Source organism: Candidatus Anaeroferrophillus wilburensis, assembly GCA_016934315.1.
GTDB lineage: Bacteria > Desulfobacterota > Anaeroferrophillalia > Anaeroferrophillales > Anaeroferrophillaceae > Anaeroferrophillus > Anaeroferrophillus wilburensis.
The window spans coordinates 1-21,419 of sequence record JAFGSY010000043.1 but is presented as its reverse complement, the minus strand read 5'-3'; the positions used below and the strand labels follow the sequence as shown (position 1 = coordinate 21,419).

Annotated in this window: 17 protein-coding genes; 15 read left to right on the top strand and 2 right to left on the bottom strand. The window is 50.7% G+C overall.

What is annotated here, in order from left to right; genetic code table 11:
• Positions 1 to 173: 173 nt before the first annotated feature.
• From JXO50_11110 to JXO50_11070, 9 genes are all read left to right on the top strand, one after another.
• On the top strand, positions 174 to 950 hold the full coding sequence (locus tag JXO50_11110) for an ABC transporter ATP-binding protein (protein MBN2333639.1): 777 nt from the start codon (positions 174 to 176) through the stop codon (positions 948 to 950).
• 2 nt (positions 951 to 952) lie between these two features.
• The gene (locus JXO50_11105) at positions 953 to 1,837 is read left to right on the top strand and encodes a branched-chain amino acid ABC transporter permease (GenBank protein ID MBN2333638.1); all 885 of its coding nucleotides are present in this window, start codon (positions 953 to 955) and stop codon (positions 1,835 to 1,837) included.
• 15 nt (positions 1,838 to 1,852) lie between these two features.
• Positions 1,853 to 2,896 carry a branched-chain amino acid ABC transporter permease gene (locus tag JXO50_11100; GenBank protein ID MBN2333637.1) on the top strand — a complete coding sequence of 348 codons (1,044 nt, stop codon included), beginning with the start codon at positions 1,853 to 1,855 and terminating at the stop codon, positions 2,894 to 2,896.
• Positions 2,897 to 3,012: 116 nt separating this feature from the next.
• Positions 3,013 to 4,191, top strand: coding sequence for an ABC transporter substrate-binding protein (locus tag JXO50_11095; protein MBN2333636.1), 1,179 nt, complete (start codon positions 3,013 to 3,015; stop codon positions 4,189 to 4,191).
• A 136-nt stretch (positions 4,192 to 4,327) separates the two neighbouring features.
• Complete coding sequence (locus JXO50_11090) at positions 4,328 to 5,122, top strand: ABC transporter ATP-binding protein (protein ID MBN2333635.1); 795 nt, start codon at positions 4,328 to 4,330, stop codon at positions 5,120 to 5,122.
• Positions 5,110 to 6,918, top strand: a complete 1,809-nt coding sequence (locus JXO50_11085) for an AMP-binding protein (protein MBN2333634.1) — start codon at positions 5,110 to 5,112, stop codon at positions 6,916 to 6,918. Before JXO50_11090 ends, JXO50_11085 begins: the two co-directional genes overlap by 13 nt.
• An 83-nt stretch (positions 6,919 to 7,001) precedes the next feature.
• Entirely contained in the window at positions 7,002 to 7,862 is an 861-nt protein-coding gene (locus JXO50_11080) for a 3-hydroxybutyryl-CoA dehydrogenase (protein MBN2333633.1), read from the top strand.
• Positions 7,863 to 8,119: 257 nt separating this feature from the next.
• Complete coding sequence (locus JXO50_11075; protein ID MBN2333632.1) at positions 8,120 to 9,325, top strand: acetyl-CoA C-acetyltransferase; 1,206 nt, start codon at positions 8,120 to 8,122, stop codon at positions 9,323 to 9,325.
• Between the two features lie 14 nt (positions 9,326 to 9,339).
• Entirely contained in the window at positions 9,340 to 10,482 is a 1,143-nt protein-coding gene (locus JXO50_11070; GenBank protein ID MBN2333631.1) for an acyl-CoA dehydrogenase family protein, read from the top strand.
• A 476-nt stretch (positions 10,483 to 10,958) separates the two neighbouring features.
• Here JXO50_11070 and JXO50_11065 read toward each other — a convergent pair whose 3' ends face one another.
• Positions 10,959 to 12,287, bottom strand: coding sequence for a YadA-like family protein (locus JXO50_11065; GenBank protein ID MBN2333630.1), 1,329 nt, complete (start codon positions 12,285 to 12,287; stop codon positions 10,959 to 10,961).
• Positions 12,288 to 12,901: 614 nt separating this feature from the next.
• Entirely contained in the window at positions 12,902 to 14,308 is a 1,407-nt protein-coding gene (locus JXO50_11060; protein ID MBN2333629.1) for a sigma 54-interacting transcriptional regulator, read from the bottom strand.
• A gap of 289 nt (positions 14,309 to 14,597) precedes the next feature.
• Between JXO50_11060 and JXO50_11055 the strand changes: the two genes are divergently transcribed.
• The 6 genes from JXO50_11055 to JXO50_11030 all read left to right on the top strand — a co-directional run bounded on the left by JXO50_11055 (position 14,598) and on the right by JXO50_11030 (position 21,275).
• Complete coding sequence (locus tag JXO50_11055) at positions 14,598 to 15,374, top strand: 3-hydroxybutyrate dehydrogenase (protein MBN2333628.1); 777 nt, start codon at positions 14,598 to 14,600, stop codon at positions 15,372 to 15,374.
• A gap of 276 nt (positions 15,375 to 15,650) precedes the next feature.
• Entirely contained in the window at positions 15,651 to 16,760 is a 1,110-nt protein-coding gene (gene dctP / locus JXO50_11050) for a TRAP transporter substrate-binding protein DctP (GenBank protein MBN2333627.1), read from the top strand.
• Positions 16,761 to 16,961: 201 nt separating this feature from the next.
• The gene (locus JXO50_11045; protein MBN2333626.1) at positions 16,962 to 17,471 is read left to right on the top strand and encodes a TRAP transporter small permease subunit; all 510 of its coding nucleotides are present in this window, start codon (positions 16,962 to 16,964) and stop codon (positions 17,469 to 17,471) included.
• Positions 17,472 to 17,480: 9 nt separating this feature from the next.
• On the top strand, positions 17,481 to 18,824 hold the full coding sequence (locus JXO50_11040; protein MBN2333625.1) for a TRAP transporter large permease subunit: 1,344 nt from the start codon (positions 17,481 to 17,483) through the stop codon (positions 18,822 to 18,824).
• A 77-nt stretch (positions 18,825 to 18,901) separates the two neighbouring features.
• The gene (locus tag JXO50_11035) at positions 18,902 to 19,681 is read left to right on the top strand and encodes an SDR family oxidoreductase (protein ID MBN2333624.1); all 780 of its coding nucleotides are present in this window, start codon (positions 18,902 to 18,904) and stop codon (positions 19,679 to 19,681) included.
• Between the two features lie 31 nt (positions 19,682 to 19,712).
• Positions 19,713 to 21,275 (top strand): long-chain fatty acid--CoA ligase, encoded by a 1,563-nt coding sequence (locus tag JXO50_11030; GenBank protein MBN2333623.1) that lies wholly within the window; start codon positions 19,713 to 19,715, stop codon positions 21,273 to 21,275.
• Positions 21,276 to 21,419: the final 144 nt, after the last annotated feature.

Sequence of the window (21,419 nt, the reverse complement as noted above, 5' to 3'; positions counted from 1 at the left end):
AGAAAGTTTCCTCCTTTTACCGGTAAAAAAATATACCGATCACCGATGTACAACTCCTTCCATTTCCGCTATTACCATTACTATAAAGGTGTTTTATATTTTCTTGTTATCGTCTCTTTATTTGAGACGATAGCTGGCAGTCAGGCGCCCTTGTTCCTGAACGTAATGGATATATGGCAATTCTCGAAGTAAACAATGTACATCTTTCTTTTGGTGGTCTGCAGGTTCTTTACGACGTCAGTTTTTCTGTCAATAGTGGAGAGATCTATGCCATCATCGGACCCAATGGGGCTGGTAAGACATCGATCTTAAACTGTCTGGGAGGCTTTTATCATCAGCAAAAAGGAGAGATCATCTTTGACGGCAAGAGTATCTCACGTCTTACCCCTGACCGCCGGGCAGCCATGGGCCTCGCCCGAACATTTCAGAATATCGCCCTTTTCCGTGGCATGACGGTCCTTGACAATATCAAGCTTGGTTCTCATGCCCATTTAAAAACTGGATTGCTGGAGGCTTCGCTGTATTGGGGGCGCGCTCATCGGGAAGAGATGGCATTGCGGGAGGAGATCGAAGAGGAGATCATCGATTTTCTTGAGATTGAACATATTCGCAAGCAGCCGGTCGCCACTCTTGCCTATGGATTGCAGAAAAGGGTTGAGCTGGCTCGGGCGCTGGCCATGCAGCCCAAAATTCTGCTGATGGATGAACCGGTTGCCGGGATGAATGCTGAAGAGACCGAGGATATGGTCCGTTTCATTCTCGACATTCAGGAGGAGCGTGATCTGACCATCATTATTATCGAGCACGATATGCGGATGATCATGGATATCTCTGATCGCATCATGGTGCTCAACTTCGGGCAGAAGATCGCAGATGGCAGCCCACAGGAGGTGCAGCAGCATCCGGAGGTGCTTAAAGCCTATCTTGGCGAAAAACGGGGGCAACGTTAACAATGGATTTTTTTCTCCTGCTCTTAACCAGCGGCATAGCTGTCGGCGGAGTCTACGCCTTAATCGCATTGGGGTTCGTTCTCATCTACAAGGCAACCAGTATCATCAATTTTGCCACCGGTGAGTTTATGATGATCGGGGCGTATATTTTCTATACGTGTTCAGTGCTCCTCGGTCTGCCGGCAATTCCTGCTTTTCTTATCGTCATGGCAGGTTCCGGTCTTCTGGGCCTGCTCGTGGAAAGAACGATTCTCCGCCATATGCTGGGTCAGCCAACCATCAGCATCGTCATGGTTACCATCGGCTTAAGCTCAATTATGATGGGTCTGGCTGAAATGATCTGGTCTTCCGATTTCAAAAGCTTTCCCGCCCTTTTCCCCCGGGCTCCGATTATTGTTGGCAATCTGGTTATCCGCTCCAACCTCTTTTGGGGCTTTGTTGTCGCTATGGGTACCGTGGCAGTTTTTGCTTTGATCTTCAAGTACGCGAAAGTCGGCGTTGCCATGCGGGCCACCGCCGGTGATCAGTTGGCAGCTTTTTCAATGGGCATTAATGTCCGCAGCATGTTTACGCTGGCCTGGATTTTTGGCGCTATCGCAGCCTCCATTGGCGGTTTGATCATCGGCAATATCGGTGGCGTCCAGCCTAATCTCGGCGGTATTGGTTTGAAGATCTTCCCGGTTGTCATTCTCGGTGGACTTGACTCAATCGGCGGCGCCGTTCTGGGGGGATTGATTGTCGGGATTGTGGAAAACCTTGCCGGCGGATACCTTGATCCCCTGATTGGCGGCGGCGTCAAAAATGTGGCCCCTTTTGTTGTTCTGGTACTGATCCTGATGGTCAGACCCTATGGTCTGTTTGGCCGCAAAGAGATTGAGCGGTTATAGGAGTGGTAGAGAAAAATGCGTATCGGTGATTTCAAGGAGAGCTATTCGGCAGATGAGGCGGTTTTTACCACATCCACCAGCCGTTTCTGGCTTGGTGTGCTGTTTCTGTTGCTGACGATTTTACCCTTTGTAGCGGGTGATTATCTGCTCTACATGGCTAATATTACCGGGATTGCGATTGTTGCTGCGTTGGGATTGAATATCCTCACCGGGGCCGCCGGGCAGATATCTTTAGGCCATGCCGCGTTTGTCGGTATCGGGGCCTACACCTCGGCCATTCTGACCAATCGCTTCAGTCTGCCTTTTCTCCTCTGCCTGCCGCTGGCCGGGCTGGCGGCCGCTTTTTTCGGGGTTCTTGTGGGGGCTCCGTCAATGCGGATGAAGGGTCTCTATCTCTGCATTACGACCCTGGCTGCCCAGGTCATTTTTGAGTTTTTTTTCGTCCACTGGGAGTCCTTGACCGGTGGAATCAGGGGGCTCAACATCGCTTCACCAACGATTTTTGGTTTGAATATTGGTACCGAATTCGGCTTCTACTGGGTGACCCTGGTGGTTGTTATCATCGCGGCTACCGTCAGCCGCAATATTTTTCGGACCCGGGTGGGTCGCGCTTTCATCGCTATCCGTGATCGCGATATCTCGGCCGAGCTCATGGGTATCAACCTCTTTCGCTATAAGCTCTACGCCTTTGCCGTCAGCTCTTTTTTTGCCGGGATTGCCGGCTGTCTCTGGGTGAATCATTTGAAATCGATTACCCCGGAACATTTTCCGCTCCACGAAAGTATCCGCTTTTTGGCCATGATTATTGTCGGCGGACTGGGCAATATTCTCGGCGCGATTTACGGGGCCATCTTCATGACCCTGATTCCTGAAGTCCTGCAGACCGTCCTTAAATTTTTTGAAGGGATATCCCCGCAGGCCATGTCGTTTCTCTTTCCCCTGCAAACCGTAGTCTTTGGTCTTCTGATTGTTGTTTTCCTCGTCTTTGAACCCCATGGTTTGGCAGAAATGTGGGTTCGGGTTAAGAGTTATTTTCGCTTATGGCCCTTTAAGCATTGATAAAAGCGTAACAACCGGCAAAAAGCTTTGCAAGCCGGATGGTTTCGAGAATGTTGTTGTCAACCCTGAAGGGCTTTTCAGCTTTTCAGTTTAACCCTGGGACTAAGGAGAAGGAGATGCGATCTAAACTGTTGTACAGCATTGTTGTGGCTCTAGGCTTGACTTTGATGGCTGGGATGTCGTGGGCCGGTGAAACCATCAAAATTAGTGCACAACAGCCAATTACCGGTCGTTTTGCTTTTGCCGGCAAACACATTCATCAGGGCTTGGCCGATTCCCTGGCCTATGCCAATGAACAGGGTGGCGTTGATGGCCAAATGATTGAGTACCTCTATGAAGATACCGGCTATGAGTTGAGCCGGGCCGTGGCCTCATTTAAAAAGATGATGGCCAAGGAGAGTCCGGTCATGAACTATGGCGAGTCCACAGGTGAAGGCAAGGCCCTGGCGCCGGAGATCAACAATAACTATAAGATTGTCTATGGCTCAACCTCGTTCTCCCAGGAGTTGGCAGATCGGGCAACCAATCCTTACATGTTTGTTTCCGGGCCGACCTATGCCCAGCAGTTTGGAATTCTGCTTAAATACATCGCCGAAAATCCAAAAGAAAAAGGCAAAAAACCCACGGTTGCCTTTTTTTACAGTGATACCGAGTTTGGCCGTGACCCGATTCCCTATGCCCGTGAGATGGCAAAAAAATTAGGGGTTGAGGTTGTCGCCGAAGAGGTCACCAAGGTTGGGGCTGTTGATATCTCGAGTCAGCTTTTGGATCTTAAACGCCATAATCCCGACTACTGTATTTTCCAGGGATATGTTGTGCCGCCGATTCCGGCTGTTATTCAAGGGGCCCACGATTTTGGTCTGAAAACAACGTTCATGGGAACCTTCTGGGCCATGTCGAAGATGCTTTTAGGCAAATTGGGCGCTGACGGTGAAGGCTATATGGGGGTCAATCCTTACGCCTATTGGCAGCAGGAAGATGTTCCGATGATCAAAGCAATCCGTGAATTCGGTGCAAAACATCATCCAGATGTAACGTACCGTCCCAATTCCTATATGCAGGGTTGGTTTACCGGCATGGTTTTCGTCAAGCTGGCTAAAATGTGTAAGGAAAAGGGCCTGCCGATTACCGGTCCCAACTTGAAGGATATGATTCCTCTGGTCAAAGATTGGGATACCGGCGAATTTGCCGGCAAGATCAGCTTTAAAGACAGTAACGCAACCGGCGTCGGCAAAGTTTTTGTCGCTAAAGGCGGTGATTTTGTGCCGGCTTCTGACTGGATCTATCTGCATTAAAATATAAATCACTGAAACCTGCGGGCGCACATTCCTTTGGTTCATGCCATGCGCCCGCAGGTTCCAGGCCTTTTTATCTGGGAACGCAAAGAGCAACCGGGTACTTCCTATGACCGAACAAGAAAAAGAGCCACCTATCCTTCGGGTTAACAATATTGAAGTAATCTACAACCATGTCGTCCTGGTACTCAAGGGCCTTTCCCTGGAGGTGCCCAAAGGTAAGATTGTTGCTCTGCTGGGCTCTAATGGTGCCGGGAAATCAACAACGTTGAAGGCGATCAGTAATTTCCTCCCGTTGGAAGATGGGGAGATCAGTGACGGCACTATTGAATTTATGGGCACTGCTCTGGAGGGGCTCTCGCCGCATGATATCGTGCGTAAGGGAATTTTCCAGGTTCTTGAAGGGCGCCGGGTGTTTGAGGATCTGACGGTTGAGGAAAATCTTGCTTGTGGTGCCTATATCCGCAAGGATCGGGCGGCCGTTCAGATCGATATGGAAAAATGTTTCAGCTATTTTCCTTCTTTAAAGAGTCGTCGTAAAAGGCTGGCAGGGTATCTTTCCGGTGGCGAACAGCAGATGCTGGCGATCAGCCGGGCGCTCCTTGCCCAGCCGAAACTTATGATGCTGGATGAACCCTCATTGGGCCTGGCACCACTCCTGGTCGATGAAATCTTTGGTATCATTAAAGAGATCAATGAACGTGAAGGGACCACCATTCTGCTGGTTGAACAGAATGCCCAACTCGCCCTGTCGATCAGTTCATATGGCTATATTATGGAAAATGGCCGGATGGTTTTGGACGGCCCGGTGGATCAACTGCTTAACGATCAGGACGTCCAGGAATTCTACCTGGGATTTGGCGACCAGGGGGAAGAGAAAAGTTATCGTGACGTGAAACATTATAAGCGGAGAAAACGGTGGTTGAGCTAAGCGGGAAAACTATTTGCCAGCTTTTTCTCGAACAGGCCGCCAAGCGCTCGGATCAGGTTGCTTTGCGAGAAAAGGAGTTCGGTATCTGGCAGTGCATCACCTGGCAGCAGTATCGTGAACATGTCACCAATTTTGCCCTGGGGTTGAAAGCGCTCGGTTTTTTACGCGGCGACCATCTTGCCATTATCAGCGAAAATTGCCGGGAATGGCTCTATGCTGAACTTGGGGCCATTGCCCTCGGTGGGGTCACGGTTGGGGTCTATCCAACGAGCCCCTATCCGGAAGTGCACTATGTTGTCGACCATGCCGATGCCAAGTTTGTTGTCTGTGAAGATCAGGAGCAGACCGATAAAATCCTCGAAGTCTGGGAGACGTTGCCGGATCTACAGAAAATTATCGTCATCGATATGAAGGGGCTGCGCAATTACAGTAGGGAAAAGATCATCTCTTTTCGAGAGGTCGAAGAGCTGGGGCGCACATTGTCCGCGGAAAATTTCGGGCTTTTTGCCTCTGAAGTCGCCCAGGGAAACCCTTTAGATGTCTGCATTATGATCTACACCTCGGGTACCACCGGCAAACCCAAAGGGGCGATGATCAACCATCGTAATATTGAAGCAACGACCATCAGTACGATTGCCGCCATTGGCCCGACACCGGATGATATGGTGGTTTCCTATCTGCCTTTATGCCATGTGGCGGAAAAGATTTTCACCCTTTTTCTGCCGATGTTTGTCGGCTACCAGGTGAATTTTGCTGAAAGTATTGCGACCATTCAAGCTGATCTGCGTGAGATTGCCCCCACCATCTTCCTGGGGGTTCCGCGCATCTGGGAGAAACTGCAATCGGCAGTTCTGATTAACATCAAGGAAACCTCACCCTTCAAGCGATGGCTCTATCATCGCTGCATGGCCGTCGGCAGGCGGCGCGCTGATCTCTTGCTTCATCACCAGCCGGTTGGCATCGTGCTGAAGCTGCTCGATTGTGCCGCCTATTGGCTGATGTTCAGAGCCTTGCAGAACTATGTCGGCCTGCGACGGGCCCATTTTTGTTTTTCAGCCGCGGCTAAAGTCAGCCCGGAGGTTTTACGGTTTTTTCACGACATGGGGATTCGGGTGAAAGAGGGCTACGGTATGACGGAGTGCACCGGGCTCTCCTTTATCCATATGGGTGACGATATCAAGCTGGGTACTGTGGGTAAGGCCCTTGACATTATTGACTTCACAATCAGCCCGGATGGTGAACTGCTGAAACGGGGTGAATCAATTTTTGTCGGCTACTACAAGAATGAAGAAGCAACGCAACAGGTCATAGTCGATGGCTGGCTCCATACCGGCGATATCGCTGACCTTGATGAAGACGGCCATGTCAGAATAGTTGACCGCAAAAAAGATATCATTATTACCTCCGGTGGCAAAAACATTGCCCCCTCCGAGATTGAGAACGCCTTGACCACCAGTCTTTTTATCAAAGAAGCGATCGTTGTTGGCGAGGGGCGCAACTATCTGGCGGCCCTGTTGCAGATCGATTTTGACAATGTCAGCAAATGGGCGATCGACAAAGGGATTACCTTTACCAATTTTAAAAATCTCTCCGGCCTGCCCGAGGTTTTCGAGCTGATCAAGGCCGAGGTCGAAATCCTCAACCAGCAGTTTGCCCGGGTCGAGAATATCCGCCGCTTCAAACTCTTGACCAAGGAGCTTGACCATGACGACGATGAAATGACCGCCACCATGAAGGTCCGAAGGGCTAATATATATAAGAAATTTGCGCACGAAATCGAAGGTATCTACAAGTGATGCTGGCGGCCGCCACTTGAGATAGCATGCTGTTTCTATCAGCTTTTCAGCAAACTTTTGAACAGGGAACGATAGTCATGGAAATCAAGAAGATATGTGTTTTGGGAGCTGGTTTGATGGGTAATGGTATTGCCCAGGTATGTGCGCAAGCAGGCTATCAAGTAACCTTGCGAGATATTGAACAGCGGTTTATTGATGGCGGGATGGAGACCATCAGAGCCAATGTGCTGCGCAACGTGCAAAAGGGAAAGATGACCCAAGATGAGATGGATGGGGTTCTGGGTAGAATACAACCAACTCTAGACCTTGAAGAGGCAGCCGGCGATGTGGATCTGGTTGTTGAGGTTGTCGTTGAAGTTATGGCGGTCAAAAAGAAAGTTTATCAGGAGTTGGAGGAGGTCGTCCCGCCCCATTGTCTATTTTTCAGCAATACATCCGGTCTCAGTCTTACGGAGATGGCTGCCATCACCAAACGGCCGGACAAATTTATCGGGACCCATTTTTTCAATCCTGTTCCGGTGATGAGACTTCTCGAAATCATCAAGGCTTATGAAACCTCTGATGAGACTCTCCAGATTGCGTTGGAGTGGGGGAAAAAGATCGGCAAAGAATGCATTGTTGTCAACGAAGCGCCGGCATTCGTCGTCAACCGTCTGCTCTGTCTTATGCTTAACGAAGCGTTCATAGCTTTAAGCGAAGGTCTTGCCAGTGCCGAAGATATCGATAAGGGGATGGCTTTGGGATGCAATCACCCCATTGGCCCTCTGGCCCTGTCAGATCTTGTGGGGCTTGATACACTTCTTCACGTTATGAAAGGCCTGCATCAAGAACTGGGAGATAAATACCGGCCTGCACCACTGCTCGTACAACTGGTCCGGGCGGGACGGTATGGCAGGAAAACCGGCAAAGGGGTCTATGATTATAAAAATAGCCATAAAGATTGATGGCTTTGTAATAACTCCATCTTCTTCGTTAAGCCGCAGCCCCTTCTTCATTACGGCGTGCTGGATGTAAGCCGCATTCCGTAGGTATTGCTTGTCTCGAATAGGGGGTTGTTGCCGAGCTATCAGGCTTTCAATGCTTTTTGCCTGGAGCTAAGGGTCTATCAAGGTTGGCCAGATTCCAGGTTGGTAACGGTTGGGTTTGGCTGGAAACAAAAATATGAAGAGAGAAGTGTACGGGTAGTAGAGGAGCATTCTCAATGAAAAATGGTCGAGATGTGGTTATCGTCGCTATGGGCCGGAGTGCCATCGGTGTTTTTGGTGGTTCGCTAAAAGATGTACGGGCTCATCAGTTGGGGGCGCAGGTTATCAAGGGTGTCCTTGAAAAAGTCCCGGCGGTGAATCCGGCCGAACTTGATGATGTTATTATGGGTGATTGCGTTCAATCCCCGGATGAAGCCAATACGGCTCGTACCGCTGCTCTAGCTGCCGGAATCCCGGTTGAGGTGCCTGCAGTTACTATTCAGCGGCAATGTTCAAGTGCCATGGAAGCTTTGACTCAGGCCGCCAACCAGATTCGCTTAGGAGATGCAGAACTTGTTCTAGCCGGCGGTATGGAGTCGATGTCAAATGCATTCTACTGTCTTCCGGCCGCCCGTTGGGGGGCTCGCCTACAGCATGGCACGATGATGGATTCAATGTGGGAGTTGCTCCATTCCGGCTCCAGCCTGCTTGATCCACCGGGATTTATCATGGGCCAGACCGCTGAAAATCTGGCTCTGCACTATGGTATCTCCCGTCAAGAGCAGGATGCCATCGCTTTAAGGAGCCACAACAACGCCGAAAAAGCAATCGAGCAGGGAAACTTCAAAGAAGAGATCGTCCCGATTGTCATTCCGCGCCGCAAAGGAGATCCGCAGATCTTTGATAGCGATGAACATGTTCGTCGAAGCTTGACCATGGCTGATCTCGAACGTCTGAAGCCGATTTACGCTACAACCGGTACGGTCACCGCTGGCAACGCTTCAGGGCTCAATGACGGTGCAGCCATTTGTCTGCTTGCCAGCCGCCAGAAAGCTTTGGCCCTTGGGCTGCCGATTCTGGCCCGGATTTGGTCCTCTGCAGTTGCCGGTTGTGACCCTAAAATGATGGGTTGGGGGCCGGTCCCGGCAACGAGAAAACTTTTCCAAAAAACTGGTTGTAAACTCTCCGACATCGAGCTTGTTGAACTCAACGAAGCTTTTGCCGCTCAATATCTGGCTTGTGAACAGGGTCTTGATCTCAATCGAGACATCACTAATGTCAATGGCTCCGGTATCGGCCTGGGCCATCCTGTCGGTTGTACCGGCGCCCGTATTGTGATTTCACTTTTGCAGGAGATGAAACGCCGCAATCTGAGCTTAGGTTTGGCAACTCTATGCGTTGGCGGCGGCATGGGGATGAGCATGTTGGTTGAAAATGAATAGTGGAGGGGAATAAGGTGAATTATTGTTTAAGTGAAGAGATGAACCTTTTGCGGGAGATGACGGCCAAATTTGCACGGAATGAGGTGGCGCCCTCTTCTGAGGTCAGCGATGAAGAGGAGACGTATACGCCGGAGATCAACCGGAAAGCGGCAGAGCTTGGTCTTGTTGGAGCTTGGGTTCCGGAAGAGTATGGTGGAGCCGGATTTGGAGTTTTTGGTAATGCAATTATAACAGAAGAACTTTCGCGGGTCGACATGGGAATTGGTCTTAATATCGTCGTGGCCCCTTTCGGCTGTGAAGCCATCTACCACTTTGGCAATGAAGAACAAAAAAACAAGTTTCTACCACCGGTCTGCCGCGGCGAAATGGTCAGTGCCGGGGCTTTTACTGAACCTAATGCCGGAACCGATGTCTCCGGTGTTGCCACCCGGGCTGTTAAAGATGGTGATGACTATATTGTCAACGGCAACAAGATGTTTATTACCAACGGTACCGTCTGCGATTTTATGGTAACCTTGGTGGTTACTAATCCGGAAGCCAAACGGCGGCATGATCGTTTTAGCATGCTGATAATACCTGCGGATCTGCCCGGGATCACCCGCAGCAAGATCAGGGGAAAACTGGGGATCAGGGCTAGTGATACGGCTGAGATTGCCTTTGCGGATGTTCGGGTGCCCCAGAAAAATCTGGTTGGGGTGGAGGGCCGAGGTTTCCATCAAGTAATGCACTTTTTTGATAAAACCAGAATCATGGTGTCTGCGCAAGGGGTTGGCCTGGGGCAGGGGTGTCTTGATGAAGCGGTGCGTTACGCCAAGGAACGTAGCGCTTTTGGGACACCTATTGGCAATTTTCAGCTGACCCAGGCAAAGTTAACCGAGATGGCAATCAGGGTTGAAGCGGCCCGTAATCTGGTCTACAAATCTGCATGGCTCTATGATCAGGGCACCCCCGATTTCACTTTGGCCGCAATGGCTAAATACTACAGTGGGCAGACGGCAGTTTTCTGTGCCAACGCCGCCCTTGAAATACATGGTGGTTATGGTTATATCAAAGAATACAAGGTTCAGAAATTCTATCGTGATGCCAAAATTCTGGAACTTTATGAGGGCACTAAAGAGGCCGAGATTCTTACCGTTGGCAAAACTCTACTTTCGTAACCTTTGAATTTGTTGATTGCTTACCAAAATCCTTTGCAGAATGCTCCGGGGCTTGCCCCGGGGAGTTTCACTGAAACATTTACCCCACATTTATTCCCATACTTTCAATTTTATCGTACCATTTTTTTTGGAAGGAAACTGAAGTCTGCTGATTTCGATGAATTTCATAGAACTGCTGCCGGGAACAACCGGTAATCTGACAGGCTTTGCTGACAGATATTTTTAATCTTTTCATTCAGCTTCCTGCCTCATCACTGAGGTGGCCACGGTTGGCGCAGCGATCTGCTGGATGTCGAATGGAATCAGCCGTTGACGTCGGACGTTATTTGGAACCGGATAGAGGAATATTCGTGAAAACCCGACGCAACGGAAGCGTGGTTGTCAACCAAAATCGCCGCTCGTGAGGAGGGGCAGCGGTTGCTGGGCTACGCCGCTCCTGCCGTCGTAAATCGACCAGCAGTTCCCGCGTCGTTCAATTAGAAACCAAAAGTAATCCCAGCTCGTGTGGCAGTCCCATTGTTGTTGAAAGTGGTTGAAACAGCGGCGTTAACCATAATCTTATCACTCACGTAGTGAAACATGCCGGCAGCCAACGCGTTGGAGCCGCTGTAGTGCCCTACACCAAGGGCAATTTGGGTGTTGCCGAGGGCACGGGTATTCGGCACCAAAGCCGAAAAGGCAGAGGCCAGGGAGCCAACGTCATCAACACGATCATCGAGTTTGTCGATACGGGTATCTATGTTGGTCATCGTTCCCTGGAGTTGACCCACGGTAGCGGCGTCGTTGGCATCAATCCCATCAGCTATATTGGTGATGCGTCTTTCATTGCCGGAAGAGCCGACCGACACCGTGTTGGCTTCTGATGCGACAGAATCCTTGCCCAAGGCTACACTATTGGTGGCTCCTGATCGGACAATGGTGTTCTGGCCGATTGCAGTTCCACCCGCGGCATCTGCTTCAACCACAGCATCGGCGCCGACTGCGACACTGTTTGTGGAGTCTATAGCCGTATTAGTGCCCAGTGCCGTACTGCCGTCGGCAGTGACCGTGGAGTTTAAACCGATGGCAATATCGTTGGTTCTGGCTGATGCACCTGAACCGATGGCAAGACTCCCGGTTCCTGTTGCGCTGGATGCGCCGCTTGTACCTGTGGACACAAAGGACATGGCGGCTGATGAGCTTGCTATGGCGGCAGCATTGATGGCTATATTATCGGTGTTGGCGGCAATGTCACTATCATTATTCGTCACCTGAGTCTGGACATCGACCAGCTGGCCATAGTTCACGGCATCAGTTGTGTTTGTTCCGGCCGCAACATTGCTAATGGTGCCTTCAAACCCAGCCGAACCCACCGAGATGGTATTGGCAACATTTGCCCCCCCAAGACTAATATCACCATTTTGATAGGCGCGGATAGTATTGGCAGGCGCCCCGGCATCCACTCGCAATACGGGTGTTCCGGAATCACCTGTTGGATCGCCGGCACCAGCATCTACGATGGCGAAATAGTTTTGCCCGCCGTTATTTGAATCATTTGCTTTGAGAATCCAATCATTATTGGGATAGCCAGATAATTCAGAGGCGTCATTAAATAATAATCGCGTATTGTCTTCATGAAGTTGCAACGTAATAAAGCTGAAACTATCCCCAACCGCAGCAGCCGTGCCAACTGCAAGGCCACCTTCAACAATTAAATCTTCAGGAATCACCTCAGCAGCCCATGATGCTGATCCACTAAAAACGCAACAAAGAATGCCGATCAAAACCACTACCCTCATCACCTCAACACCATGCAGTTTCCTCATGTCTCCCCTCCCTTTTTGTGTGCATTAATAGCCCGATTCAAGTAGAAATTTTCACATGCTCTGTGGCAGAATATCATGGGCGACCGCTTGAGCGCGGATAAGGCTTCAGCCGCCTGAAAGACGGAGCCGTGGCCGAGTCCCTGCATCTCACGGCAGTCAGTCTATGGAATCACTTCTCGCACGAACGCCATCGCCTGCAGTGGCCTTTACCATCAGTACCCGGAGCAGTAGCAAGGGATGATCTCTGCGCCGACGGTTCTATTGGTATTTGCATAGATAGCAAGGGCATCGCCGCGTATGAGGGGGAGGAAAGCACGAATCCGGCGCCGCTTGGCTGTTTGACGAAAAACCGCTCATACTGTCTTGTATCTCTGTGACACTATTTTACAGTAGATCTGCTCTTTCAAGCACTTTCTTCATGACGACGAAACAGTGAGCAGTAGGTCAGCGGTCCAAGTCCCGTCATCGGCTCCCCGGTTTTTTGGTGTTGGGCAACAGCTGAAGCATCAAAAAGCGTAAAGTCAGCTGACGAATACTAATTCTGTTGAAAAACGGTTGCCGCTGTTCTGCTCATACATATGTGGCAAAAATGATACAGCCCCACATCGTCACCTTTAGCTCTTTATTTTGATCCCTAATTTGTTCATTTTATTGTAAAGCAGGGTTCGGTGAATGCCCAGCTGTCGGGCTGCCATGCTTTTGTTGTTGCCGGCGGCTGCTAAGGCCTCCTGGATAGCGTGAATCTCGGCTGCCCGCAGGTATTCTTTCAGTGTTGATGTTCTCCGGATGCCAAACTTTTTCTTTACTGAGGGCTGTAGATAGAAGGGTAAATCGTCAACGGTGATAGGACCACTTTTTGCTGCAACCAATGCCTGCTCGATGACATTGCGGAGTTCCCGTGCATTGCCAGGCCAATGATGACCGAGCAACAGGTTTTCAGCCGCTTGATCAAGGGTAGTAGCATCGCTCATCACGCAAGTTTCAGAACAACGCATAAAATGGTGTGCTAAAGGGATAATGTCCTCCTGTCGATTTCTCAGTGCTGGAATATCCAGGGCAATGACATTAAGGCGGTAGAATAGATCAGCTCGAAAACTCCCGTCCGCTACCTTTTCCATGAGTTTCTGGTTGGTAGCGGCAATTACCCTGAAATCAGAATGAATCAGACGATTTCCTCCTATTCGTTCAAATTCTTTCATTTCCAGTACCCGGAGCAGCTTGGGTTGAGTTTCCAAAGGTAAATCACCAATCTCATCAAGGAAAATCGTCCCTAAGTTGGCGACTTCAAACTTGCCTGCTTTACCCCGTCGGTCAGCACCGGTAAATGCGCCTCGCTCATACCCGAATAATTCAGCCTCAAAAAGCTCCTTTGGAATGGCAGCGCAATTCACTCTGACAAAAGGATAGGAGCGGCGAGCGCTGTCCGCGTGAATAGCCTGAGCGATAATTTCTTTTCCGGTTCCAGATTCTCCAGTAATAAGAACGGGAAAGTCGTTCAACGTAGCTTTTAACGCCTCCTCTTTGATCCGTCCTAAAGCATCACTGCTTCCGACAATACTGTCAAACGTATAGTGGGTGCCATGCACGGTTTGCAGTTCGCTTTCATACATCTGCAGTTTGGTTTGTAAATGGGATAACTGAACCGCCAGCCGTTTGACGATATCAGCCCCGCTGAAGAGTACCAGTCCAAGAACGGCAATTATTTCATTTCCTTCACGGATGGGCACACGGTGAACTACAAAGCTCTTATCTTTGAATTCATGGGGATAATTGATTTCCGCCTGTCCTGTCTGGGCGACAATATGAAGCCGTGAATTTTCTACTACTTCAGTGGCATGTTTGCCAATCTGTGCGGCTGGGTCAATACCTAAAAACGAAGCGTAGGTCTCATTGAGATAAATAATATGGCCAGCCGCATTACAGACAATAACTCCAATCTTCATGTTGTCCAGCAAGGACTGATAAAAATTTTCTGTCAGCTGAAGCGTGGTGGCATGTGAATGATTTGGACTGGCATCCATGGGTTCAACCTGTAGTATTTTTAATTCATATAGCAATAAAAAGACAATTTATAATAGCTCATTAATGATTTTTTGCAAGAAATAAAATAGCAATTCACCTTTGCGGTTACCATTTAAGATATATTTCTTACTAATATCTTAGCTAGTTATACAAAGTTTAACGCGGGAACCATCTTGTATCTTTAGAATGGAATAGCATTTGCAAGCATTGCTCCAACATCGTTTTATAGTGAAGAGAAAACGCTGATGGTGTGTTTTCCAGGGAAAAGCCACGATGAGGAGAGGAAAAATGATTGCCGATAAGACAGCTATTGTTACCGGAGCGGGCAGCGGTATTGGAAAAGCCATTGCTTTACATCTGGCAAAAAACGGCGCCCGGGTGGTTGCTGCCGACCTCAATGACGTGGCGGCGGAAAAAACAGCCACGGAAATTACCGGCCAGGGCGGTCGCTCTATCGCAGTTGGCTGCGATGTGTCCAGGGAGGACAGTGTTGTCGAGATGGTGGAAAAAACCGTTTCAACATTCAGCTCGGCAGATATTATTGTCAACAATGCCGGTCTTCAGTTTATCAGCAAAATAGAAGAGTTCCCTCTGGAAAAATGGAATCAGCTTATCTCTGTGATGTTGACCGGGACATTTCTTTGCACCAAAGCCTGTGTCCCCTACATGAAGGAAAAAAAGTGGGGACGGATAATCAGTATTTCATCAGCCCATGGAAAAGCCCCATCCCCTTGGAAATGCGCTTACGTAGCGGCCAAACATGGCATTATCGGTTTTACCAAGGTTATGGCGTGTGAACTTGCCGAATGGAACATCACCGCCAACTCAATCTGCCCGGGGTACGTACTTACTCCATTGGTGCAGAAACAGATAAAAGATCTGGCGGTTCAATACAATATCACTGAGAGTGAAGTCCCTCAACAGGTGTTGCTCAAAAACCAGCCTCTGAAAAAACTCGTAAGTACGGAAGAGCTTGCAGCCCTGACGCTCTATTTGGCCAGCGATCAAGCCCAGTGTATTACCGGCCAGGCGGTAAGCATCGATGGCGGCTGGACCTTCTGCTAGGTGCAGCAGGTTATTCCCAGGAAGTTTGGCGATCGGAATACAACGAGGGTACCCCGCATCCAATCCACGGACTTTCCGCAGCTGCAGATGGATAAATTTGCTATCTCTCTTTTTAGGATGTGGTGAAATCACAGCATGATTTCTCACAAACAGGATAGTCAGAGCGACCTACAACCGAGCAGCACAAGGCTGCTCCTGCAAACAGGAGGAGGAATCATGAAGAGATGTCTCAAGGCGGCAGTACTATTTGCGGTAATTTTTTTATTTGTTGGCAACATGGCATTGGCTGCCGATCAGAAGAAAAAGTCAGATCGGACGAAATTTGGTGCGGATGACAGAATTGAAGAAGTGAAGAGACTCAAGGTCACCACCAGCACCGAAAAACACCGCTGGAAAATGGTTCTTCCCTGGTCCAAAGGGCTGCTGTTCTACGACATGGCTGTCCATTTCTGCGACACGGTCCGTCTGGCTTCCGGCGGTCGTCTGGACATCAAGGCCTTTTCAGCCGGCGAACTTGTTCCTGCCATGGAGATTTTCGATGCGGTCAGCAAAGGCTCCTTTCAAGCCGGACATGACTGGCCTGGTTACTGGAAGGGCAAGAACGAGGCGTTTATCGCCTTTGGTTCCGTTCCCTACGGGCTGGACGGTGAACTTTATAATATCTGGCTCTATGAACGGGGCGGCCTGCAGGAGATGCAGAATCTCTATGGCCAATACAACCTTGTTGCGCTGCCCGGCGGCCAAGTGGGCCAGGAAATGGGGCTTAACTCCAACCGGCGCGCCACCAAGATGGAGGATTTCAAGGGGATGAAGGTCAGAACCTGGGGCTGGTACCTGGATATCCTCAACGAACTTGGTGCTTCCGGCGTTGCTACTCCCGGCGGCGAAGTGTATCTCTCCCTGCAGACAGGCGTTCTGGATGCGGCGGAGTTTTCCTCTCCGGCGGTCAACTGGCCGATGGGTTTTGACGAGGTTACCAAATACATCATCGAACCGGGTGTTCATCAGACCGCCTGTCAGTTCGCTTTCTTTTTCAATAAGCAGGCCTATGACAAACTGGGCGACGATCTGAAATGGATCATCGATACGGCCGCCAAGGAGACCCAGCTCTGGAGCTATAGCTGGATCAACAACCTGAATGCCGAGGCTATCCGCCGTTTCAAGGAACATTCTGAAATTATTATGATGGATGACGCGACCATTACCGATTTTGCCAAGACGACGCAAGCCTACCTGGAAAAAGTGAAAGCCAGAAATCCTGACTGCAAACGGCTGCTTGAATCCCAGGAAGCGTTGAAGAAGGACTTTGCTGACTGGCGTGCCGCCCGGGCCGGCGCAACACCTTGGCCGCTTGATGACGTGGTAAAGGGAAAGCTGCACGAGTAGGGCATGACGCCTGAAGAGAGGAACCGCTAAAAAGGGGCCTGCCGGATTCGCCGATCGTGGCGAATCCGGCAAGGTATCCCCATGCGAGACAGCAGCATTTTTGAATGGTTGAACCGCATTTTTGGCTCAAAAGACCGGCATCGTAGCGCGGAATCTGTTGCTGGTCATCCATGGCACAGGGCAGAAACAGGAGTGGAGTCCATGCTGAGGTCGCTTACGAAGACAATCGACAAGATCGTTGTGAAACAGGCGGAGGCGTCGTCGCTTATCATGGCGGCCCTGGTGGTGATGGTCTGCTACGAAGTCGTCAGGCGCTATTTCTTCAACGCGCCGACGATCTGGGGTCTGGAATTGACGACCTTCATGTACGGCGTGCATTTTGTCATGGGCTATGGCTATACGGAATATTATGATGGTCATGTGAGAGTGGATATCTTCAGCAGCAGATTGCCCAGGAAAATTCAGGATATCCTCTATATCGTCCTGACGATCTTGGTAACCCTTCCCCTCGTTACTCTGCTTGGCATTTGGGCCTGGGACAACGCGATCACCTCGACGAAAATCCTCGAGGAACTGTCATCGGCGTGGGCGCCGCCGATCTGGCCGGTGAAGTTGATGATGGCTCTGGGGTTCACCTTTCTTTTCCTGCAAGTTCTTTCTAACCTGATTAAACGCTTTTTGACCTTCGGGCAAAAAGAAGCGGTTCGTTAAGAGGATGTCATGAGTCCGGAACTGTTAACCATCGGCATGTTTGCCACGCTTATTGTCTTCATCGTGCTCGGGCTTCCCTTGGCGTATTCACTTGCCGGCACCGCGGTAATCTTCGGGTTGATTGAAAACGGCTTCAATGTTGACGGCCTTTTAGGGTTTTTTATCAACAACGCCTGGGGCACCATGAACAATTTTGTGCTCGTGGCGGTCCCGCTGTTTATCCTGATGGCGCAGTTGTTGGACCGTGCCAAGATTTCCGATGCCCTGTTTGAAGCCCTCTACGTGGTTATGGGCAAGATAAAGGGCGGACTAGGTTTGGCGGTTATCTTCGTGTGCGTTATCCTGGCCGCCACCACGGGTATCGTCGGCGCTTCGGTCGTCGGCATGACCCTCCTTGCCGGTCCGAAACTGCTCGAAAAGGGTTACAATAAGGAGATGGCCGCCGGTCTGATCTGTTCCGGCGGCACACTGGGCATCCTGATCCCGCCGAGCATCATGCTCGTTGTGTATGGCGGTTTGACCGGGCTTAAAGAAACGTCGGTGGGTGCCCTCTTCGCTGCGGCCATCCTGCCGGGTCTGCTGTTGTCGCTGCTGTACATGGTTTATGTCTTTACCATGTGCCAGGTGAAGCCTGCCTACGGTCCTGCCATCAGCAGGGAGGAGGCCTCCGGCTATTCTGCCCGGCAAAAGATGTGGATGGTCATAAAGTCCTTGATTCCGCCGCTGGTGCTGATCTTCGCGGTCATGGGCACCATCCTTGGAGGTGTCGCCACGCCTTCCGAGGCAGCGGGGGTCGGTGTCTTTGGTGCCGCCATCCTGGCCATCACCCGCGGCAACTTCAACCGGAAGGTGATCTTCGAGTCCTGCAAGGCGACGCTCAGGACCACATCAATGGTCATGATCCTCGTCCTTTTCGGCAATCTTTTCAGCGCCACTTTTCTCTTTGTCGGCGGGGGGGATGTCATTACCAACCTGCTCATGGGAGGAGATCTTCAGCCGGGGATGATCCTCTTCATCATGCTCCTCGCCGTCTTCATCCTGGGGATGTTCATTGACTGGGTGGCCATCCTTCTCGTCTGCCTCCCGGTTTACATGCCTGTCTGTATGGAGCTGGGTTTCAATCCTCTGTGGTTTTCGATGCTCATCTGCATTGTGCTGCAGACCTCGTTTCTGACCCCCCCCTTTGGTTATGCGCTGTTCTATTTTGCCGGTGCCGCGCCCAGGGGGAAATACCAGATGCTGGAAATTTACAAAGGGGTGCTGCCGTTCATTGCCCTGCAGGTAATCGGTGTTTTGATCTGCATTTTCTTTCCATCAATCATCACCTATATCCCAGGCGTCATTTTCAAGTGATCGTAAGCCATCAGTTTTGAGTGCTTGGTTGCTGGAGGAACATCACCAGACTTGAGTAAACAGGAAAGGAACACTGTATGGGCATCAAGAAATATGATTTGTCAGGGCAAAACGCGATTGTTACCGGGGCCGCCCGGGGTATCGGCGCTGGCATCGCCATCGCGTTGGCCGAAGCCGGCGCGGGTGTGGTGGTTAGTGATATTATCCCCGGCGATGAAACGGTTGCAACAATCAGGGCGATGGGGGGGGCGGCAAACTATATAAAAGCTGATATGTCCGAACCCGAGGATATCCGGCGCCTTGCGGCAGCAAGCATTGAAGCCATGGATCATATTGATATTCTGGTCAATAATGCCGGCATTGTGCATCGTGACTCATTGGTCGATACCCCGGTGGAAACCTGGGACCGGGTCTGCAACATCATCATGCGTGGGACCTTTCTCTGTATCCAGGCCATCTATCCCCACATGCGTGATCGTGGGTATGGCAAAATCATCAATGTCAGTTCCATTTCCGGTATTATCGGCGGTGCGGTCTCCAAGCTTGATGACAGTCCGGAAGCCATGCGTGGCCGCTCAGGCCCGGCCTATGCCGCTGCTAAGGGTGGCGTCCTCTCGTTGACCCGCTGGCTGGCCAAAGATGTTGCCAAGGATGGCATCTACGTCAATGCCATTGCTCCCGGAGCCTGCAAAACCGAGATGACCAAAGGGTTTGACTACAGTGTCCAGGGGTTGCCCATTGCCCGCTGGGGTACTCCCGAAGACATGGCCGATGCGGCGCTTTTCCTCGCATCCGCGGCCTCCAGTTATATTACCGGCCAAGTCCTGAATGTCGACGGTGGCTGGGTCATGGCATGAATGAAAAAGCTTTTACAGGCAGGAGACTGTTGTGAACATCGGTACACTCTTAACCAAATCTGCCCGCACCTATCCTGAGCATCCGGCAATCATTCATGGTGAGCGTCACCTGACCTATGCCCAATTTAATGAGCGGGCCAACCGGCTGGCTCATGCTTTGACCGGGCGTGGCATAAGGCGTGGCGATAATGTCGCCATATTGCAGTATAACTATCCTCAAACCCTGGAATCTCTATTTGCCTGCTTTAAAGCCGGCTTTGGCGCCGTGCCGATCAATTTCCGTCTGCATCCCAAGGAGTGCGCTTTCATAATCGACCATTCCCAGGCCAAGGCGGTCATTATCTCACCGGAGTTCAATGCCCCCCTGGCAGAGGTGAGAGGACTGATCCCCAATGTCAAGCTGTTCATCACGACCGCCGGTGCCGATGATATGCTGGAGGATTATGAAACCCTTCTCGGTGAGGGCGATGCACATTGGCAGGATGTTGCGGTTGATCCCAATGAGCTGGCCTGGCTTTTTTATACTTCAGGGACTACCGGCATGCCGAAAGGGGCAATGCTGACCCATCGCAATATGCTGGCCATGACGATGAATTTCTATGCCGACATGAGTTCTCTTGGCCCTGATGATGCTATTCTCCATGCCGCGCCGCTTTCACACGGCAGCGGCATCTATGCCCTGCCGAATGTCGGTAAAGCGGCTGCCAACGTTATTCTTGACTCGAAATCATTTGATCCCGAACTGGTGTTCCAGACGATTGAAAAGCACCGGATTACCAACATGTTTGCGGCCCCGACAATGATCAAGCTCTTGGTGGAAAATGACGCTGTTGATCGCTATGATCACCGTTCATTGAAATGTCTTAATTATGGCGGGGCGCCCATGTATGTCGAAGACCTGAAAAGGGCTTTGGGAAAACTTGGTCCCTGTCTGGTGCAGCTCTATGGTCAAGGTGAATCTCCCATGACCATCACCTACCTGCCCACGCGTGACCATGTTGTCGAAGGGACTGCCGCGCAAGAGAAACGACTTTCCTCGACGGGCATCCAGCGGACCGATGTGGAGGTGAAAATTTTTGACGCTAACGACCAGGAGCTGCCGGCGGGAGAAATCGGTGAAGTGGTAACCCGCTCCGATCTGGTCATGAAAGGCTACTGGCGCAACCCGGAGGCAACCGCTGACACCATCCGCAATGGCTGGCTGCATACCGGTGATGTTGGCTATATGGATGAACAGGGCTACCTGTTTCTGATGGATCGCTCCAAAGATATGATCATCACCGGTGGTGAGAATGTTTATCCGCGTGAAATTGAAGAAGTCATGCTCACCCATCCGGCGGTGCGCGAGGTGGCGGTTTTCGGCATTCCTGACCCCACGTGGGGCGAGGCCATCAAGGCGGTTGTGGCGTTGTTCCCCGGGGCTCAGGTGCGTGCCGAGGAGTTGATTGATTTCTGCAAAGAAAACCTGGCCGGTTACAAGAAGCCAAAATCCGTCGATTTTATCGAATCGTTGCCCAAAAACAATTACGGTAAGATTTTAAAAAGGGTATTGCGTGATCCCTACTGGGAAGGAAAAGATCGCAAAATCATCTGATCGGCAGAGGGTAATGGGATGAGTAAAAAAAAGCGACTGGGCCGGGAGGTAGCGGTGGTGGGCGCCGGGATGTCACAATTCGGTCTTTTCCCGGAAAAGAACTCCAAAGATCTGTTTCTTGAAGCGTTCCTCGATATGCGGCAT

Excerpts from the sequence above, each read along its gene's own strand:
- JXO50_11055 (MBN2333628.1), top strand. The coding sequence starts at position 14,598 with ATGATTGCCGATAAGACAGCTATTGTTACCGGAGCGGGCAGCGGTATT.
- JXO50_11045 (MBN2333626.1), top strand. The coding sequence starts at position 16,962 with ATGCTGAGGTCGCTTACGAAGACAATCGACAAGATCGTTGTGAAACAG.
- JXO50_11060 (MBN2333629.1), bottom strand. The coding sequence starts at position 14,308 with ATGGATGCCAGTCCAAATCATTCACATGCCACCACGCTTCAGCTGACA.
- JXO50_11100 (MBN2333637.1), top strand. The coding sequence starts at position 1,853 with ATGCGTATCGGTGATTTCAAGGAGAGCTATTCGGCAGATGAGGCGGTT.
- JXO50_11095 (MBN2333636.1), top strand. The coding sequence starts at position 3,013 with ATGCGATCTAAACTGTTGTACAGCATTGTTGTGGCTCTAGGCTTGACT.
- JXO50_11075 (MBN2333632.1), top strand. The coding sequence starts at position 8,120 with ATGAAAAATGGTCGAGATGTGGTTATCGTCGCTATGGGCCGGAGTGCC.
- JXO50_11110 (MBN2333639.1), top strand. The coding sequence starts at position 174 with ATGGCAATTCTCGAAGTAAACAATGTACATCTTTCTTTTGGTGGTCTG.
- JXO50_11105 (MBN2333638.1), top strand. The coding sequence starts at position 953 with ATGGATTTTTTTCTCCTGCTCTTAACCAGCGGCATAGCTGTCGGCGGA.
- dctP (MBN2333627.1), top strand. The coding sequence starts at position 15,651 with ATGGCATTGGCTGCCGATCAGAAGAAAAAGTCAGATCGGACGAAATTT.
- JXO50_11040 (MBN2333625.1), top strand. The coding sequence starts at position 17,481 with ATGAGTCCGGAACTGTTAACCATCGGCATGTTTGCCACGCTTATTGTC.
- JXO50_11035 (MBN2333624.1), top strand. The coding sequence starts at position 18,902 with ATGGGCATCAAGAAATATGATTTGTCAGGGCAAAACGCGATTGTTACC.
- JXO50_11065 (MBN2333630.1), bottom strand. The coding sequence starts at position 12,287 with ATGAGGAAACTGCATGGTGTTGAGGTGATGAGGGTAGTGGTTTTGATC.